The sequence below is a fragment of the Campylobacter sp. FOBRC14 genome (assembly GCF_000287855.1).
GTDB lineage: Bacteria > Campylobacterota > Campylobacteria > Campylobacterales > Campylobacteraceae > Campylobacter_A > Campylobacter_A curvus.
Genome location: NZ_ALJJ01000014.1, coordinates 43,797 through 59,922, shown reverse-complemented (window position 1 = coordinate 59,922; position 16,126 = coordinate 43,797). Strand labels below are relative to the sequence as shown.

Genomic DNA, 16,126 nt, shown 5'->3' with positions numbered 1-16,126 from the left:
ATTTAAAATTTAAGCCGCATGGATGCTGGTTTGTGCGGATTTTGGTTTAAAATTTTATTTATGGTGTTTGTAAATCGCTCGCTCATCACGAACGAAAATCGCGGCTATGCTTTCGCCTGTCTGATTTTGGCTGGTTAGAATTTCGCTCATGACCTGCTACTTGCCTAACGGCAGGTTTAAAAATCAGCTTGACCCTCGTTGCCATGTGAAATTTTACCTCATCGTTTTCTGACTTTATTATTAAATTTGGCTAAAATTCGTTCTAAATTTAAAGGAGCTAAAATGAAAAAGATAGGTCTTATCGGTGGTATGAGCTACGAATCGACGATCGCTTATTACCAGCTCATCAACAAAAAGATAAACGAAAGGCTTGGCGGGCTAAATAGCGGCGAAATTTTGCTAAGTAGCGTGAATTTCGAGCATATCGAAGAGTGCCAAAGGCTTGACAAATGGGACGAGGCGGGCGAAATTTTAGCCGCTCACGCTAGAATTTTACAAAGAGGCGGTGCGGACGCGATATTTATTTGCACGAACACCATGCACAAGGTCTATGACGCGGTGCAAAGCGCTGTGAGCGTGCCCGTAGTGCATATCGCCACTGCGACACTAAAGGAGCTAAAAAGATGCGATATAGATAAAGTGGGACTGCTTGGCACGATCTACACGATGAGCGAGCCTTTTTATAAAGATGAGCTAATGCGTGGCGGTGTAGAGGTCATTACTCCTAACGCGGACGAGATGAAACTCGTAAATGACGTCATCTTTGACGAGCTTTGCCATGGTGAAATTTCACCCGCTTCAAAGCAAAAATTTCTCTCTATCATTGTAAATTTAAAGGCTTGCGGCGCAAAGGGTGTAATACTTGGTTGCACCGAAATAGGGCTTTTGGTAGCGCAAAAGGATACGGACGCGAGACTCTTTGACACCACTTTGATACATATCAGCGAGGCTGTGAATTTGGCTTTGGCTCAGTAAAATTTTATATATTTTTGTCGATATAAAAAGAAAGACTCTTTTATAATAAATCATTGACACTTGCTTCGCTTCTGCTTTGCAGTTGCGAACGAAGTAAAGCAAAAACCTTGTTCACTCCGTAAGACGCCGAACATATAGCACGATTTACGTGGTCAGCTACCGCTTTCCTGTCCTCGTAGCGAAGTCTCGTTACGAGTGCATAGCACGAAGCAAAAATCGGTGGCAATAGCATCCGCTTCATAAAGTTTTTACAGGTATGTTGTTCGCATTCTCCTGCTTTGAAAGCTGAAAATCAATGAAATATTTTAATAGAGTCTAAAATTTTTATATATTTTTGCCGATATAAAAAGAAATTCATTTAAAAGGATGTTAAATGAACATCGTCGGCACTTTAAATTTAGCTCGCGATACTTACGCTATCGATACGGATATCAAAAATTTACAGCTAAATGCGTCCGGTGCGCAAAAGATAGATCCTATACTTTTAAATCAAAGAGAGAGCTTGCAAAAAGAGGCGCAAAGGCTGATTTCTGAATACATAAGTGCCGAGGCAGCCGGATATAAGCTCGGCACGAACGGCATAAATGAAAATTTGTATTTCAACTCCATAAACGCACAAGCTTTCATGGATAAAGACAAGTCCTTTTCGGGAGATGTAAAAAGCGATCTTTGGGCGGTGTCTGACAAAAAATATAAAAATTTAAACGATGATGGCGTTTTAAAAGCCTTAAAGAACGCTTACGGTGATGTGAAGCTGTTTTTAGACTTTTATGATGACGGGACGAATACCTTGGAGCTAAACGGTGCTAGTGCATTATTTGGGCTTGATAGCAACAAGGACGGGACGCTCTCGTCAGAGGACGAGCTGTTTTACAAGATAAAGATCAAGGGCTACGATAAAGACGGGAATGAGAAAATTTCAAGGCTTAGCGATCTGCTTAACGGCATAGACCTCACGAAATTTATAAAAGACGAGATAATAAACTACGCGCAAAAAGAGACGGACGAATATAACGCCAAGATCGATGCGCTACCAAAAAATAATGCTAAAAAATATCTACTCGAAAAGAAAAATATAGATTATCTCGACTACCGCCAAACACGCAACGCGTCAAACCCTTACACGCTCGTAAAGGCCGAATATCGATACGAGAGGCTGCAAAACGACGAAGTGCAAAATTTCTTTCAAAAATATGCCGGAGCGGACGGCTGGGTCGATTTAAGAGACAACAAAGTCTTTAACAAAACCAGTAAGCTAATAAATTTTGCCTATCTTAAAAAGAGCCTGGACGGCAACGCGCGCCTGGCGGAATTCAACCCGATCGTAAAGACGCATGAGGGCCTTAGCGAGGACTTCTCCTACACGAAGTATCAAAAGCAAAATTTTAAAAAGCTTTATGAGGATTACATGGCTGCCTCAAGCGAGCATTACGAGAGAGTCGATGAGCTGATCAAAAATTTAAAAGATAGCGGTGCGCCAGATGCCGATGTGCTGATAGCAAAGCTGCGAACGACCAAATCCTCGCGTATGGTAAGCATCGAAAACGAGTTTAAAGCTGCAACGGGAATGAGCTTTAGCCAAAAGAATTTGCAAAGGGTGAAATTTGGCTTTGAAAATGACGAGAAGGCCACCGCATACGCGCTAAAAGATACCGATGCGGTCGTAGCGATGAAGCTTAACAAGAGCGGGTTTATCACGCTTAGATTTGACAGCGGACGCGAGATCGTGGTGAATGAGCTTTACTCTGACACGGGCAGTCTAAATTCCCTCAGCAAAGACAAACGCATCAGCCCGAACCAAGAGATACAAACGATGAGTGAGGAACAGATAAATTCGCTTGATTTTGACAAGATAGCGGTCAAAGCCGATGAAGCCAAAAATGAGTTTAAAAGCCTAAAAGAGCTTGGTGCGAAGCTAGTCTCAAGGCTCACGGACAACAAATACGCGATCTATCTAAGTAACGGCAATATCATGGTCGCAAAGGAATTTTACAACATAACCTACATAGATAAATTTCTAAACGGCGATGAAAATTTTAAAGCGGACAGGAAGGATAGATTTTATCCTAAAGTCGATAAGCTAGCCTAAAGGTAAAACAAAGCCTTTAAATTTCATGTTACGATTCTTCTCATAAATTGATAATAAATTTCATAACTAAGAAATAATTTAGCTAAGATAACTTATAATCACTATCAATAAAATTTAGTTTAGGAGTTTGATATGTCAGTTTTAGTAATCGGAGCAGATGAGATAACGCCAATAAAAGCCGTTTTGCATGATTTGGGCGCAGAAAAGATCGAGCACTGGGATGCCAGAAACGAAAACCGCGTAAATCGCAAGCCTATCCCTCAAGATACCGAGTGCGTCGTGATGCTGACTAGTTTTTTAAATCACAACACGATGAAAACGATAAAAACTCAAGCCAAAAAACGCAACATCCCGATAGTCTGTGCAAAACGAAGCGTCAGCTGCGTATTTTGCGAATACTGCAAGGTCTTTGGACTGGATAAGGAATTTGGATGCAAAGCAGAATAATCGATGAAATTCGGGCATTCATCAGATATTGGCGAAATAACTCCAAGTATTTTTGCAGGGCTTGACAAGCTCTCGCAAGCTAGAATTTTCATCACGCTTTACAACGCTAGCGTCGAGCGGGATCTGGCTATCCCGCTTAGCTACGCGAAATTTTTGAACATCAAAGATATTTTTAACGCTCGCATAAACACGCTTTTAAAGCCTAAATTTTTAAATTCCAAATGCGCAAATAGCCTTTGCCTGGCCTCAAATGCCATTATAAGCGCATATTTAAAAAATGAATTCAGCTCGCTGAAATTTATCGCAAAGCAGCCAAAACACGTGGCTGCAAAGATGATAAAGATGCTTTATGCAAAGGGGGAGTTTGAAATTTGTCTTGACGCAAACGATATGTTTTCTCAGTTTGTTTATGATAAAATAGCCGCCAAACATCACGACAAAGAGGTCGCTTTTGAAAACGGTATCATCTCGATCAGACAAGGCGGCAGAGAGCTTCTTAGCGTTATGCCAAGCTTTAAATACGTAAATCTTGATGACATGCGAAATCTTAGCGACGAGATAAATCGTGCTGTGGGCGTTTTAAATTCTAAAAATCACGAGAGAATTTACATCGTTTTCCCGCGAAATAAAGAGTTTAAACATCATGTTGAGGTTAGGCATTGCGGCTGCATGCAAGGCTCTTTAAAGCTCGTGCCTTATACGATTAGTAATAAAATTTTTTAAAAAGGAAAGAGATGATAGGTATAATCTACGGAAGCAGTATGGGAAATACTGAAGAGGCGGCTCAGTTTCTAGGCGAAAATTTAGGCCTTGAGAATGAAGTCTTAAATATCTGTGACATCGATGCGCAAAAGATAAATAGCTTTGATAAGCTGATATTTGGCACCTCTACATGGGGTAGCGGCGACTTACAAGACGACTGGGACGCATTTGATTTTAGCGCATTAAAGCTTAGCGGTAAGACGGCCGCATTTTTTGGTATGGGCGACAGCGAGAGCTACTCGGACGAATACTGCAACGGCATGGCTAAGCTTTATGACGCAGTAGTGGCGCAAGGTGCAAAGCCGGTAGGCGAAGTGAGCACCGACGGATACACATTTGACGGCTCTGATGCCGTAAGAAACGGTAAATTTATAGGTCTTGCACTCGATGCGGATAATGAAAGCGACAAGACCGAAGGCAGGATCCTTGCTTGGATAGAGCAGATAAAGCCATTTTTTGCTTAAGACCCTAAACTAAAATTCTTTAAATTTGACGCCCTGCTTATGTGGGGCGTCGGCTTGCTTTTAAATTTTTTAAATTCTAGTCGCTTCGCTACTTTGACTTTTGCGTTTTTGAAATAACGAGATAAAATTTACTTGACAATCGCAGCTAAATTCCATTAAAATACTACAAATATATTTTCAGTATTATTTAAGGGGGTAGGAATGATTAAAAATATTTTTTTGGCGTTGGTATTGCTTTTGTCTTTTGCAGAGGCTAAAAATACGCTGAATTTCGCTACATCAAAAAACGTAGGCCCGCTAAATCCGCACCTTTACTCGCCAAACGAGATGTGGGCGCAAGATATGCTTTATGAGAGCCTTGTCGAGTATAGCGAGGATGGCAAAATAGTGCCTAAGCTAGCCGTTAGCTGGAGGATCGCCGATGAGGGCAAAACATACGTTTTCACGCTACGAGAAGGGGTGAAATTTAGCGACGGAGCGAGCTTTGACGCAAAGGCCGTAAAGCTAAATTTTGACGCGATACTGGCAAATCGCGACCGACACAAATGGCTGGAGCTTGCAAATATCTTAAAAGACTGCGAGATAATAGACGATAAAACCATCGCTTTGCACCTGCAAAACGCTTACGAGCCGACATTAAAAGAGCTCTCTTTGGTGCGTCCGTTTAGATTTATCTCGCCTTTAGCGATGAAGGACACTAACAGCACAAAAGACGGCATCATCGCTCCCGTGGGCACCGGTGCGTGGAAGCTGGCCTCTACCAAGCTTGGCATAAACGATATTTTCGTAAAAAATGAAAACTACTGGGGCCAAAAGCCAAAATTTGACGAGATAGTCGCAAAGGTGATACCCGATCCAAACACAAAGGTCGTCGCGCTTCAGACGGGTGAGGTCGATCTCATCTACGGCAACGGGCAGATCTCTTTTGATATGATAAACGAGCTCAAAAAAAGCTACGAGGTCAAGGTCTCGGAGCCTATGAACACGCTCGTTTTGGCGCTAAATTCTAATAAATCCCCGACAAACGATCGCGCCGTGAGGGAGGCGCTAAATTTAGCCGTCGATAAAAACGCGATCGCAAATTCCATATTTTTTAGCGTTCAAAAGAGCGCTGACGCCTTATTTTACAGTAAGTTGCCGTATTGTGACATAGAGCTTAAGCCGTATAAATTCGATAAAAAGGCCGCAAATGAAATTTTGCAAAAAGGCGGCTGGGAGATGGGCAAAGACGGCATAAGATACAAAGGCGGCAAGGAGCTTAAGATCGAGCTGGTTTATATCGGTACTAACGCCACGTTTAAGAGCATCGGCGAAATTTTACAAGCCGAGCTGAAGCAAATCGGCGTAAATTTACAGCTAAATGCCGATGAATCTACGATATTTTATAAAAAGCAACGCAGTGGCGATTTTGGCATGATATTTAACTCCACTTGGGGCGTACCTTATGATCCTGTGATGTTTCTAGCCTCGATGAGACTGCCTTCTCACGCGGACTATCAAGCTCAGCTTGGACTAAAAGACAAAGCTTGGATAGATGAAAATATAAGTGAAATTTTAAAGACTTTCGATGAGAACAAAAAAGGCTCGCTCATAAAAAACGTCCTTACAAGGCTTCATGACGAGGCCGTATATCTGCCTATCTCACATGAGAGCATGATCTGGATATCAAACGACAAAGTAGGCGGAGCAAGGACTAGTATCTTTCAAAATCACTACCCATTCAACGAAATTTATCCTAAATGAAAAGCTATATCTTTAGACGGACTGCCTATATCGTGCCGATGCTCTTGGTGGTGTCGGTTTTTATATTTTTGATACTCCGTCTAAACGGCACTGACGCAGCGATGAGCTATCTAAACGCCTCTGGTATCTCGCCAAGCGATCAAGCTCTAGCCCACGCCAAAGAGGTGTTAGGGCTAGATAAACCGCTCTTACAGCAATACCTCTTATGGCTTAAAAAGGCGCTCACGCTTGACTTTGGACGCTCGTATATCACGGGCTCGCAGGTAAGTGCGGATATGGCGTATTATCTGCCAAACACGCTAAAGCTGATCGGCTTTGCTTTGCTTCTTACGGTCGCGGTCTCTTTGCCGCTTGGAATTTTGTCCGCGCTTTATAAGGACAAATGGGTCGATCATATCGTGAGGTTCATATCGTTTTTGGGCGTGAGCACGCCGAATTTTTGGCTGGCGCTCATACTAATCAGCGTTTTTTCGGTGAAATTTAAAATTTTGCCTCCGTTTGGCACGGGTGGGCTTAGCCATATCATCATGCCCGCCTTTGCGATCTCGTTCATGAGTATAGCCATAAATGCGCGGCTCATACGTACAAATATGCTAGAGCTCATGCATTCAAGGCATGTTTTATACGCAAATATGCGTGGCATCGCTAAATTTCAAGTCATCGTCCATTACGTTCTGAAAAACGCGCTCATACCTATCGTCACGGCTCTTGGCATGCACCTTGGCGAGCTCGTGGGCTCTGCGATGGTGATCGAAAACGTCTTTGCATACGCGGGCATAGGTAGATACACGGTCGCTGCTATCATAAACAACGACTATCCGGTCATCCAAAGCTTCATCCTTTTCATGGCGCTGGTGTTTATAGTAAGCAACCTCATAATCGACATAATCTACGCATACATCGACCCTCGCGTGAGGCTTGCGGTATGAGAGGGCTTGTTTTAAAGCTTGCTTTCGTAGTGGCGGCTTTGATGGTGATATTTTGCGTATTCGCGCCCATCATCGCACCTTATGATCCGGAGGCGATCGATTTGTCGGCTAAATTTATGCCTGCTTGCAGCGAGCATATTTTAGGCACCGATCATCTTGGCAGAGATGTGTTCTCCAGGCTTCTTTACGGCTCTAGCGTCTCTCTTGGCTCGACGTTTGCTACGCTTGGGCTGATCCTTTTAATAGGCGTGCTAGTGGGTGCCATCAGCGGCTTTGTGGGTGGCAGGATAGATCAGGTGTTGATGAGAATTTGCGATGTGTTTTTTAGCGTTCCGACTATCATTTTGGCACTGTTTTTGGTGGGCGTTTTAGGCACCGGGCTCATAAACGTCATCATCGCGATCGCCGTATCGCACTGGGCATGGTACGCTAGGATGGTGCGATCTGTCGTGCTGTCTTTAAAAAACAAAGAATACATCCTCATAACACGTATCAGCGGCGCGAGCGAGACTGTAAATTTTAAGAAAAATATGCTGCGCCCGATACTTTCACAGTGCGTGATACTTGGCACGCTAGACATCGGACACATCATGCTTCATATCTCGGCCCTTAGCTTCCTTGGGCTTGGCGTGCGTGCACCAAAGGCCGAGTGGGGCATAATGATAAGCGATGCAAAGGACTTTATATTCACTCACTCAGAGCTCATGCTCTATCCTGGCGTGGCGCTGTTTTTATGCGTGGCTAGCTTTAACATCATAGGCGATCATCTTCGCGACAAGCTTGATGCGGGGCAAAATTTAGAGGTTTGCGATGAATACGCTCGAGCTTAAAAATTTAAACATAACTAACGGCGAGCACGAGCTGGTGAAGGGCGTGAGCTTTAAGCTAGGTCAGGGCGAAATTTTAGCCCTTGTGGGCAAGAGTGGCAGCGGAAAGACACTAAGCGCGATGTCCGTGCTTGGCTTTTTACCCGCTACGCTCAAAAAAACGAGCGGCGAAATTTTATATAACGGCACCAAGCTAAATAGCCGCGATATGCGCCTACGCCCTATCTCTATCATCATGCAAAACCCAAAAACAGCCTTTAATCCTATCCTCACCATCGGCACTCATGCGCTACACTCGCTAAGGGCGGTCGGCAGGGCGGATCGAAATTTTAAAGAGCTCATCGTAAGCACGCTTGCTGATGTCGGGCTTGGGGAGCTAGTTTATGATATGTATCCTTTCCAGATGAGCGGGGGTATGCTCCAGCGCGCTATGATAGCGCTCGCACTGCTGGTCTCTCCTAAATTTATAATAGCCGACGAGCCTACGACCGATCTTGATCTGCTGACGCAAGATAAAATTTTAGAGCTTTTAAAGCGACTAGTCAAAGAGCGAAATATCGGCATGTTGCTTGTCACTCATGATTTTGGCGTGGTGGCGAAAGTGGCTGACCGACTTGCCGTGATGAGCGAAGGGCGCATCGTAGAAAGCGGCGATACGAGGGAAATTTTTGAGCGTCCGACTCACCCTGCTAGTCGCGAGCTGGTGGGGGCTTTTGAATACCTGATGAAATTTACTCCTGCCTCAGACGGTGTCAAAGCAAATGTAAATTTAGACGCACCGACTGCTATCGAGATATCGGGCCTAAGTCACTCCTACGCCAGCTATACGCTCTTTGGCGGCAAAAAAGAGAGTGAAATTTTAAAAAACGTTAGCTTTAATCTGCGTAAAAACCGTGCGCTCGGGCTACTTGGCAGATCGGGATGTGGCAAAAGCACGCTAGCAAACATCATCATGGGGCTGATGCGCCCTAGCTTTGGCGAGGTGAAGATTCTTGGTGAAAAACTGCGTGTCGATACGCTGGCAAGCAGAAGAGAGCTTTACAAAAACGTGCAAATCGTCTTTCAAGACCCACTAAGCTCGGTAAATCCCGCTTCAAGCGTGTTTGACGTGATAAAAGAGCCACTTATGTATCTTGGCGAATTTAGCGCGCAAGAGATCAAGACGCGCGTGCTTGAGATGCTTAGCTTCGTGCAGCTTGAGCCGAGATTTTTGCAGCGTAAAGCCACTAGCCTCAGCGGAGGGCAGATCCAGCGCGTTTGCCTAGCTCGCGCCCTAGCGATAAAGCCTAAAATTTTGATACTTGACGAGACGCTTTCAAACCTCGATCTGACACTTCGGATACAAATTTTACAGCTACTTTTGGCACTCAAAAACGAGCTGTCGTTTCTTTTTATCACGCATGACATCGCGCTTGCAAGGATATTTTGCGATGAGATCATATTGCTTGATGAGGGCAGGATCGCAGAAAAGATAAGCGCCGATGAGAAATTTAGCACCGAGTTTGGAAAAGAGCTGGAAAGTGCGGCTTTGTTTTAGCGGATTGTTGATTTTTTAAAATTTTAAGCACTCTAGCGTAGTCAAATTTTATGAAGCGTTTCTTTAAAGGCATCTAAACAGGACCTTTCAAAATCTGGTAACACTATGTATCTCACGGCTTGCCCCTTAAGACAAGCCGTAAAATTTTAGTGAAGCTCGCTCCAGACTTTACGCTTCCAAAGCCAAGCGAAAATTCCAAGTATGAAAAAGTAGATCATCACGTAAATTCCGAGGCTCTCGCGCTCATCTTTCTTGCTATCACCCACTTTTTGTATGTAGGATACGATCTGGTCCTCAGCGGCTTTATCCAGACCCACACGCGGCATAGAGGTACCCGGTAGCATCTTTTGCGTATTGTTGATGAATTTAGCCAGATAATTATCCGAGTTCTTAGAGCGGATCATCATCGAAAGATCGGGAGGGTTAGAGCCCATGTAGGCGGCTAGATTCACTTTGTTGCTAAGGGCGTATTTTTTGTCGTATTTCATATCGTGACATCTTTGGCATGCGTCCTCAAAGAGCTTTGCGTCGCTTATGGCGCCGTGTTGCTTCTCATACTCTGCGGAAACAGACTTTAGATAGGCCACGATATCGGCTATCTCTTTGTTCATATCCTCGCCACCGGCTCCGAAAAATGCAGTCATAGGGAAAGGCTTTTCGTCGTTAAATTTATGAGCCAGCTTGAGCGCCATCGTAGGATTTTTGATGAGTGCGGCCAGGAATTTATCGTCGTAAATTTTACCCGCAGTGCTAAGATCAGGCGGCACTACGCCAAATGTCTGGCTAGCCGTTTCGTTATCCATAGGTGCAGGCATACCAGCGACCTCTACCCCGTGACAGCCGACACAGCCTCCGGCCGTAAATGTCTCAGCGCCTTTGGCCGCGTCGCCCTTACTTAGATCGATCGCGTTTATATCAGCCCAAAATGCGGTGTAATCGTCTAAAATTTTCTGTGCGGTATCGACATCTTTTTGTGCCGCTTGCACTGCGTTTTCATTGCCGCTTTTTTTAGCCTCGTCAAGCGCCTTTATCTTTTCCTCTAAAAAATGCTTCGCGTAGTCGGTATCTTCTGCCGAGAAGTTGTATTCGGCGGCCGCAGTATGCGGATGAAGCTTGCTGTGAGCGTAAGGCTCGATACCCCAGTATAAAACTCCCGAAAGGACGACAACTATGGCAAAAATTTTAAGCTCTTTCATAATTATCCCCTTTTTCTTTCAAGTATAGTGATCGTAGGCAAGGCGACGATGAATAAAAACAAAAATAGTAGCGACGAGAAAAATCCTATCCAGTCGCTGATGCCGCCGGTAGGTAGCTTGCCGTAGATAGAAAGCACGATGAGGTCGATGACTAGTACCCAAAACCATACGAAAAATAGCGGGCGGCGATGTGCCGGAGCTACTACGTCGCTTCGATCGAGTAGCGGGATCAGCATGAACGCCACTCCTGCAAAGGCAAATGCCATCAGACCGATATTGTAGGCTGAAATTCCAAGTATGTCAAAGAAAAATCCGCGTAAAATTTCATATTGCCAGAGGAAATACCACTCCGGATAGATGTGCGGCGGAGTTTTGAGCGCGTTTGCCGGCTCGAAATTTATCGGATCCATCGCAAAGTTGAAGTGATAGCACACAAGGTATATGAAAAATATCATGAAAAACGAGACATACATAAAGTCTTTAGCCAAAAAGCCCGGCCAAAACGGTATGACCTTGGCTTTGCTCCTGTCGCCGTTTAGGTATTCGTTAGCTTCTAGCTCAAAGTCGATCTCCTCGCTGTCTAGGTTATTTACGTGCGGGACGCGAAGCGAGTAAAAGTGGATGACTAAAACCACTATCGTGACTAACGGTAGCAAGCACACGTGAAGCATGAAAAATCGTGTCAGTGTGGAGTCGCCTACCGCGTAGTCTCCGCGTATCCACTCGACCAGTGCATCGCCGATGACAGGCACGCCGCCAAATAGCTGGGTGATCACAGTCGCCGCCCAGTAGCTCATCTGTCCCCATGGTAGCATATATCCGCTAAAGGCCTCAGCTGAAAAACAGATGAAAAGCACCATGCCGCTTATCCAGATGACCTCGCGGCCTCTTTTATATGAGCCGTAGTAAAGTCCGGTAAGAAGGTGGATGTACATTATGAGAAAGACGACCGATGCCGAGATCGCGTGTATATGTCGCCACAGCCAGCCGTATTCGACCTCTTGCATTATGGTATAGTTCACACTGTCGAATGCTAAATTTACATCCGGTTTATAATACATCAAAAGTAAGAAGCCTGTAACGATAAGTAACAAAAAGAGTGTCGTTAGGATAACACCCATCGCCCAAAGGAAATTTATGTTTTTTGGTATCCAGTACTCGCTGACGAGCACTTTCATCAGCTTGGTAAATGCCAGTCTTTGATCCAGCCAGTCGATGACGCCGCTTGATTTATGAATTTGTGCCATCTTTGCCTCCTATGCTTTTGCTACGAGTTTTTCGTATTCGGGGCTAGTTTCGCCCAAAACGAGCTTTGTGCCGTCTATCTTGAATGGAGGTATGTCAAGCGGTCTTGGCGGCGGTCCGTAGGTCTGGATTCCATCGACATTGAATATGCCGCCGTGACAGGCACAGATGAATTCTTGCTTGCTGGCTTTATACTCGGGGATACAGCCTAGGTGTGTGCAAAGTCCGATGACGACGATATATCTAGCGTCGCCGACGACGACATCGCGATTGTCGTTTGCAGCCATGCTCGTGCTCTTTTTCAGGATGAAAATAGGCTTTTTGCGCCATTCGACCTGTCTCATCTCCCCCTCTTTCATCGGGCTTAGATCGACCGTCGTAAAACCCGCCGCTTTCACGCTAGGAAGCGGATCCCAAGTCTTTTTAACGGCTACCAGCGAGAGTGCGCCGCCCACAGCCGCGACCGCACCGAACGCAAGACCGATAAAATCCCGTCTTTCTTGCTTTACTGACATTAATTTCCTTTCTATAATGAAATTTAAACAATTATACTGCGCTAAAATTAAAAAAAGTATAATCTTGTATTATTAGAATTTTAAAGCAAATAAAAATTTAGACTTTGTTTCAAAAGGTATCAATGTTTAGACGCTATTGCTACCAAAAATCAAGGAAGCCATAAGGCTTAGAAAATATTTAACGATATTAATAATATGTCTCATTATTTTATAAAAGATTAATATTTTGTGAATTATAATTTCTAATCAAATTTAAACTAAAGGCAAAAAATGCGTAAATTTCACATGTCTTTAGCGGCTACCTTTTAGCCGACGAAGTAAAGGACGTCAAGCTTGATGAGGTGGTCGTCAGTGCGACCGGTTTCGCACAAAATATCAAAGACGCGCCCGCGTCTATCTCGGTCATCAACCAAAAAGAGATCGAAAAGAAAAATCACAAAGACTTAGCAGACATCGTAAAGGACTCTCCGGGCGTATTTGCCGCACCTAGAAACAGCTCTATGAAGGGCAAAAGCGACATCAGGATGCGCGGCATGGACTCAAAATATACTAAAATTTTGATCGACGGTCGTCCGATCTCAAATGAAAGCGGCTTTCCTGGCTTTGGCTCGCAGGGCGGGATTCAGGGCTTTTTACCACCTGCAAACACCATCCAAAGAGTGGAAGTTATCAGGGGTCCGATGAGCTCGCTTTACGGTACTGACGCGATGGGTGGCGTCATCAACATCATCACCAAGGGCTTTTCAAACGAATTTACAGGCAATATAAACAGCTACTACACGCTAGCAAAGCATAAAGATATAGGCAATGACTACTCCACGGGTATCTATCTAAGTGGCGCGTTAATTCCCGATGTCTTGGGCTTTTCGCTTTACGACAGATATTTTCATAAATTCGAGGATAAATACGACTACGAAAATCCAAAAAATTCCGAACAAAACTACGGTGCAAAGCTCATTTATAACGTTACTGATGACGATGCGCTGGTACTTGATCTAAAGCGTGCCAAAGGCATCAATACAAGGACGGTCGGCAGGACATCGTACCTTGGCTACAAGTCGCACGAAAACGACGAAAATACGCAAATTTCACTCTCTCATAGTGGCAGATACAACGACAAGCTAGCCCTTGATACCTACATCATGCAAGACCTCACAAAATCAGACTCCGACCACGCGCAAAACGATATAAAGCTGCGTTCCAGCGTTTTTAACTCTCAGGGCTCGTATTTTTTCGACTCGAACACCTTAACACTTGGCGTGCAGTATCGTCATGAAAAGATCGACTATAAACAAAAGTCAAAAAGCCTCGTTGATGACAACAGCCTATCACGCTGGGATTTTTCTATATTCGGTGAGGATGAGTTTTACGTCACTGACGCACTCACGCTATTAGCAGGGCTAAGATACAATCACGACAAAGACTACGGCGGGCACATCGCGCCGCGCGGATATATCGTCTATCATATAAACGATAACTTCTCGCTAAAAGGCGGCGTTTCGGCCGGATACTCTACGCCAAATATCGACGATAGAGCCGATGGTATAACTATACCGATCAACCAAGGGCGTGGCATAAGGCTAGGCAGAAGCAGCTTAAAGTCGGAGTCCAGCGTGAATTACGAAGCGGGATTTTCATTTGACAACAATCAAAATTTAAAATTTTAGGCGATGGCGTTTCACACCGACTTTAAAGATAAGATCGACGACGCCGTATTATGCGGTGGCTGGGGAAGCGGGGCTAATTTTTACAATCCCGCCACTTGGACTTGCACCTACAAAGGTAAGACCTATTTTTCTATCTATGAAAAGGTAAATGTCGGCAAGTCCGAGATAAACGCCGTAGAGCTCACCGCTGACTGGGATATCCTCCGGGATTTAGCCCTTCACACAAACTACACCTATACACAGTCAAAGCAAAAAAGTGGCTCCAACGAGGGTAAATCTCTAAACGATCTGCCACGTCATATGCTAAAAACAGGGCTTGATTACGACTTTAATAAAGAGCTAAATTTCTGGGCGCAGGTCGATTACATAGGCAAGATCAAAAACGGCGTAAATTTAAGCACGAATTCTTACACATTGACCGATATCGGGGTGAATTATAAAATCACCAAAAACGCGAGTATAAATTTTAGCGTCTATAATCTTTTCGATAAAAAGCTCATAGATCAAAAGCCGGTCAAAGCGATCGTGATGGACGGACGCAAATTCCAGCTTGGCTTTAACGTAAATTTCTAAATTTAAAGGGTGGGCGTGAGGCGGATCTTTAAACGCGGTAAATTTTGCTTTAACGCTCATCTTATCCTAGCTCTCGTCTTTTCGCTGCCGCTTTTGGTGGTGGCGATCTCGGGCGCGCTACTTTCATACGCGGATGAGATTTCAGAAGTCTTAAACCGCGAAAATTTGACGCTAAATTTAGCCCGAGGCGTCAGCGATCCGCCAAAAATTTCAGAAATTTTAAACCGCTTCGGCGAGAAAAACAGGGATTTTTCTTTTAAAATTTTGCTCGTTAGAAATGGCTTAAATTTAGCCGCCGACGTTTATGACGCAAATTTCGACGCTTTTTTGATAGATCCTTACACGGGCGAGATGATCGGTGCGGACGCGGGCGATAAATTTGAGAAAATTCTCGTAAATTTACACGTAAATTTAGGCTTTGGGCTGATAAACGGCGAGCTAGCCACGCTTGGTGAAGACATCGTGCTACTTGCCACTCTGGCTTTATTTTTGCTAGCACTTTCTGGCATCTGGCTATATTTTCCGTTTTTTAGGCGGAGCGCAAGGCTTTTTATCGGCAAAAATTTATACAAACTTCACGGCTCGCTTGGCATTTACGCTTCGGCGGTGCTCGTTTTAGTGACGTTAAGTGGCGTTTATCTCAGCTCGCGCACGGCGTCAAATTTCATAAACGGCGCTTTTGATCTGTCCGCGCCAAAAAGCGACTTCGTCCCGCCCGAGGCGAAAAAGGTCGCACAGCTAAATTTAAGCGAATTTGACACGGCGGAGCGAATTTTTAGAAGCGAGGTCGGCGAAAATTTCGAGGAATTTAGCCTATTTGCGCAAGGAGAGGGCAAATTTAGGATCTTTTACGTGCCGTTAAATGAAACCGACAAAGAAAACGTAGGTGAGATTTTGATAGACGCAAGAAACGGCGCACTTTTAAAGCGCGTGCGAGCTAGTAGCGGCGGTAAAGACGCCCTTTGGCTACGAAAAACGATGTTAAATTTACACACGGGGCGCAGCTTTGGCGAGGCGGGCAAATTTATCTTTTGCATCGCATCTCTTTTGGTCGTAGTTTTTATCGTAAGCGGATTTTTGATGAGTTTGAAGCGCCTAAAAGGCAGAGTGAGAATCGGCTAAATTTATGCACCCGCTTGTACAAAGCTACTAAAATC

At 44.5% G+C, this 16,126-nt stretch carries 13 protein-coding genes and 1 pseudogene; 11 read left to right on the top strand and 3 right to left on the bottom strand.

The window, feature by feature from the left end:
• The first annotated feature begins 282 nt into the window (after window positions 1-282).
• The 9 genes from HMPREF1139_RS07010 (at window position 283) to HMPREF1139_RS06970 (ending at window position 9,773) form a co-directional block, all read left to right on the top strand.
• Window positions 283-975 (top strand): aspartate/glutamate racemase family protein, encoded by a 693-nt coding sequence (locus tag HMPREF1139_RS07010; RefSeq protein ID WP_009650714.1) that lies wholly within the window; start codon window positions 283-285, stop codon window positions 973-975.
• A 373-nt stretch (window positions 976-1,348) separates the two neighbouring features.
• The gene (locus HMPREF1139_RS07005; RefSeq protein ID WP_009650718.1) at window positions 1,349-3,064 is read left to right on the top strand and encodes a hypothetical protein; all 1,716 of its coding nucleotides are present in this window, start codon (window positions 1,349-1,351) and stop codon (window positions 3,062-3,064) included.
• Window positions 3,065-3,196: 132 nt separating this feature from the next.
• Window positions 3,197-3,511: a DUF2325 domain-containing protein gene (locus HMPREF1139_RS07000; RefSeq protein ID WP_009650746.1), complete on the top strand. Its 315-nt coding sequence runs from the start codon at window positions 3,197-3,199 to the stop codon at window positions 3,509-3,511.
• A gap of 3 nt (window positions 3,512-3,514) precedes the next feature.
• Window positions 3,515-4,234, top strand: a complete 720-nt coding sequence (locus tag HMPREF1139_RS06995) for a hypothetical protein (RefSeq protein ID WP_009650745.1) — start codon at window positions 3,515-3,517, stop codon at window positions 4,232-4,234.
• A gap of 11 nt (window positions 4,235-4,245) precedes the next feature.
• On the top strand, window positions 4,246-4,737 hold the full coding sequence (fldA, locus tag HMPREF1139_RS06990; RefSeq protein WP_009650744.1) for a flavodoxin FldA: 492 nt from the start codon (window positions 4,246-4,248) through the stop codon (window positions 4,735-4,737).
• A 201-nt stretch (window positions 4,738-4,938) separates the two neighbouring features.
• Window positions 4,939-6,480: a nickel ABC transporter substrate-binding protein gene (nikA, locus tag HMPREF1139_RS06985; RefSeq protein WP_009650733.1), complete on the top strand. Its 1,542-nt coding sequence runs from the start codon at window positions 4,939-4,941 to the stop codon at window positions 6,478-6,480.
• Window positions 6,477-7,409 (top strand): ABC transporter permease subunit, encoded by a 933-nt coding sequence (locus tag HMPREF1139_RS06980; protein WP_009650683.1) that lies wholly within the window; start codon window positions 6,477-6,479, stop codon window positions 7,407-7,409. The genes nikA and HMPREF1139_RS06980 overlap by 4 nt, the downstream gene beginning before the upstream one ends.
• Window positions 7,406-8,239: a nickel ABC transporter permease subunit NikC gene (gene nikC / locus HMPREF1139_RS06975; protein ID WP_009650711.1), complete on the top strand. Its 834-nt coding sequence runs from the start codon at window positions 7,406-7,408 to the stop codon at window positions 8,237-8,239. Before HMPREF1139_RS06980 ends, nikC begins: the two co-directional genes overlap by 4 nt.
• Window positions 8,220-9,773, top strand: a complete 1,554-nt coding sequence (locus tag HMPREF1139_RS06970; protein ID WP_009650759.1) for an ABC transporter ATP-binding protein — start codon at window positions 8,220-8,222, stop codon at window positions 9,771-9,773. The genes nikC and HMPREF1139_RS06970 overlap by 20 nt, the downstream gene beginning before the upstream one ends.
• Window positions 9,774-9,919: 146 nt before the next feature.
• On the opposite strand, the gene HMPREF1139_RS06965 is transcribed toward HMPREF1139_RS06970, so the two are convergent.
• Genes HMPREF1139_RS06965 through petA form a run of 3 tightly spaced genes read right to left on the bottom strand, consistent with a single transcriptional unit; the run spans window position 9,920 to window position 12,729 of the window.
• The gene (locus HMPREF1139_RS06965) at window positions 9,920-10,969 is read right to left on the bottom strand and encodes a c-type cytochrome (protein WP_009650712.1); all 1,050 of its coding nucleotides are present in this window, start codon (window positions 10,967-10,969) and stop codon (window positions 9,920-9,922) included.
• Between the two features lie 2 nt (window positions 10,970-10,971).
• Window positions 10,972-12,216 carry a cytochrome b gene (locus tag HMPREF1139_RS06960; RefSeq protein WP_009650694.1) on the bottom strand — a complete coding sequence of 415 codons (1,245 nt, stop codon included), beginning with the start codon at window positions 12,214-12,216 and terminating at the stop codon, window positions 10,972-10,974.
• Between the two features lie 9 nt (window positions 12,217-12,225).
• On the bottom strand, window positions 12,226-12,729 hold the full coding sequence (gene petA / locus HMPREF1139_RS06955) for a ubiquinol-cytochrome c reductase iron-sulfur subunit (RefSeq protein WP_009650717.1): 504 nt from the start codon (window positions 12,727-12,729) through the stop codon (window positions 12,226-12,228).
• 341 nt (window positions 12,730-13,070) lie between these two features.
• On the opposite strand from petA, the pseudogene HMPREF1139_RS06950 reads away from it, so the two are divergent.
• Window positions 13,071-14,969 (top strand): annotated as a pseudogene (locus tag HMPREF1139_RS06950) (TonB-dependent receptor domain-containing protein).
• Between the two features lie 15 nt (window positions 14,970-14,984).
• Window positions 14,985-16,091: a PepSY-associated TM helix domain-containing protein gene (locus HMPREF1139_RS06945; RefSeq protein WP_018137520.1), complete on the top strand. Its 1,107-nt coding sequence runs from the start codon at window positions 14,985-14,987 to the stop codon at window positions 16,089-16,091.
• Window positions 16,092-16,126: the final 35 nt, after the last annotated feature.

What these genes read in the sequence shown, in the direction of transcription:
- nikC (WP_009650711.1), top strand. Translation starts at nt 7,406, where the DNA reads ATGAGAGGGCTTGTTTTAAAGCTTGCTTTCGTAGTGGCGGCTTTGATG.
- HMPREF1139_RS06965 (WP_009650712.1), bottom strand. Translation starts at nt 10,969, where the DNA reads ATGAAAGAGCTTAAAATTTTTGCCATAGTTGTCGTCCTTTCGGGAGTT.
- HMPREF1139_RS07005 (WP_009650718.1), top strand. Translation starts at nt 1,349, where the DNA reads ATGAACATCGTCGGCACTTTAAATTTAGCTCGCGATACTTACGCTATC.
- HMPREF1139_RS06980 (WP_009650683.1), top strand. Translation starts at nt 6,477, where the DNA reads ATGAAAAGCTATATCTTTAGACGGACTGCCTATATCGTGCCGATGCTC.
- HMPREF1139_RS06995 (WP_009650745.1), top strand. Translation starts at nt 3,515, where the DNA reads ATGAAATTCGGGCATTCATCAGATATTGGCGAAATAACTCCAAGTATT.
- fldA (WP_009650744.1), top strand. Translation starts at nt 4,246, where the DNA reads ATGATAGGTATAATCTACGGAAGCAGTATGGGAAATACTGAAGAGGCG.
- nikA (WP_009650733.1), top strand. Translation starts at nt 4,939, where the DNA reads ATGATTAAAAATATTTTTTTGGCGTTGGTATTGCTTTTGTCTTTTGCA.
- HMPREF1139_RS06960 (WP_009650694.1), bottom strand. Translation starts at nt 12,216, where the DNA reads ATGGCACAAATTCATAAATCAAGCGGCGTCATCGACTGGCTGGATCAA.
- HMPREF1139_RS06970 (WP_009650759.1), top strand. Translation starts at nt 8,220, where the DNA reads ATGAATACGCTCGAGCTTAAAAATTTAAACATAACTAACGGCGAGCAC.
- HMPREF1139_RS07000 (WP_009650746.1), top strand. Translation starts at nt 3,197, where the DNA reads ATGTCAGTTTTAGTAATCGGAGCAGATGAGATAACGCCAATAAAAGCC.
- petA (WP_009650717.1), bottom strand. Translation starts at nt 12,729, where the DNA reads ATGTCAGTAAAGCAAGAAAGACGGGATTTTATCGGTCTTGCGTTCGGT.
- HMPREF1139_RS07010 (WP_009650714.1), top strand. Translation starts at nt 283, where the DNA reads ATGAAAAAGATAGGTCTTATCGGTGGTATGAGCTACGAATCGACGATC.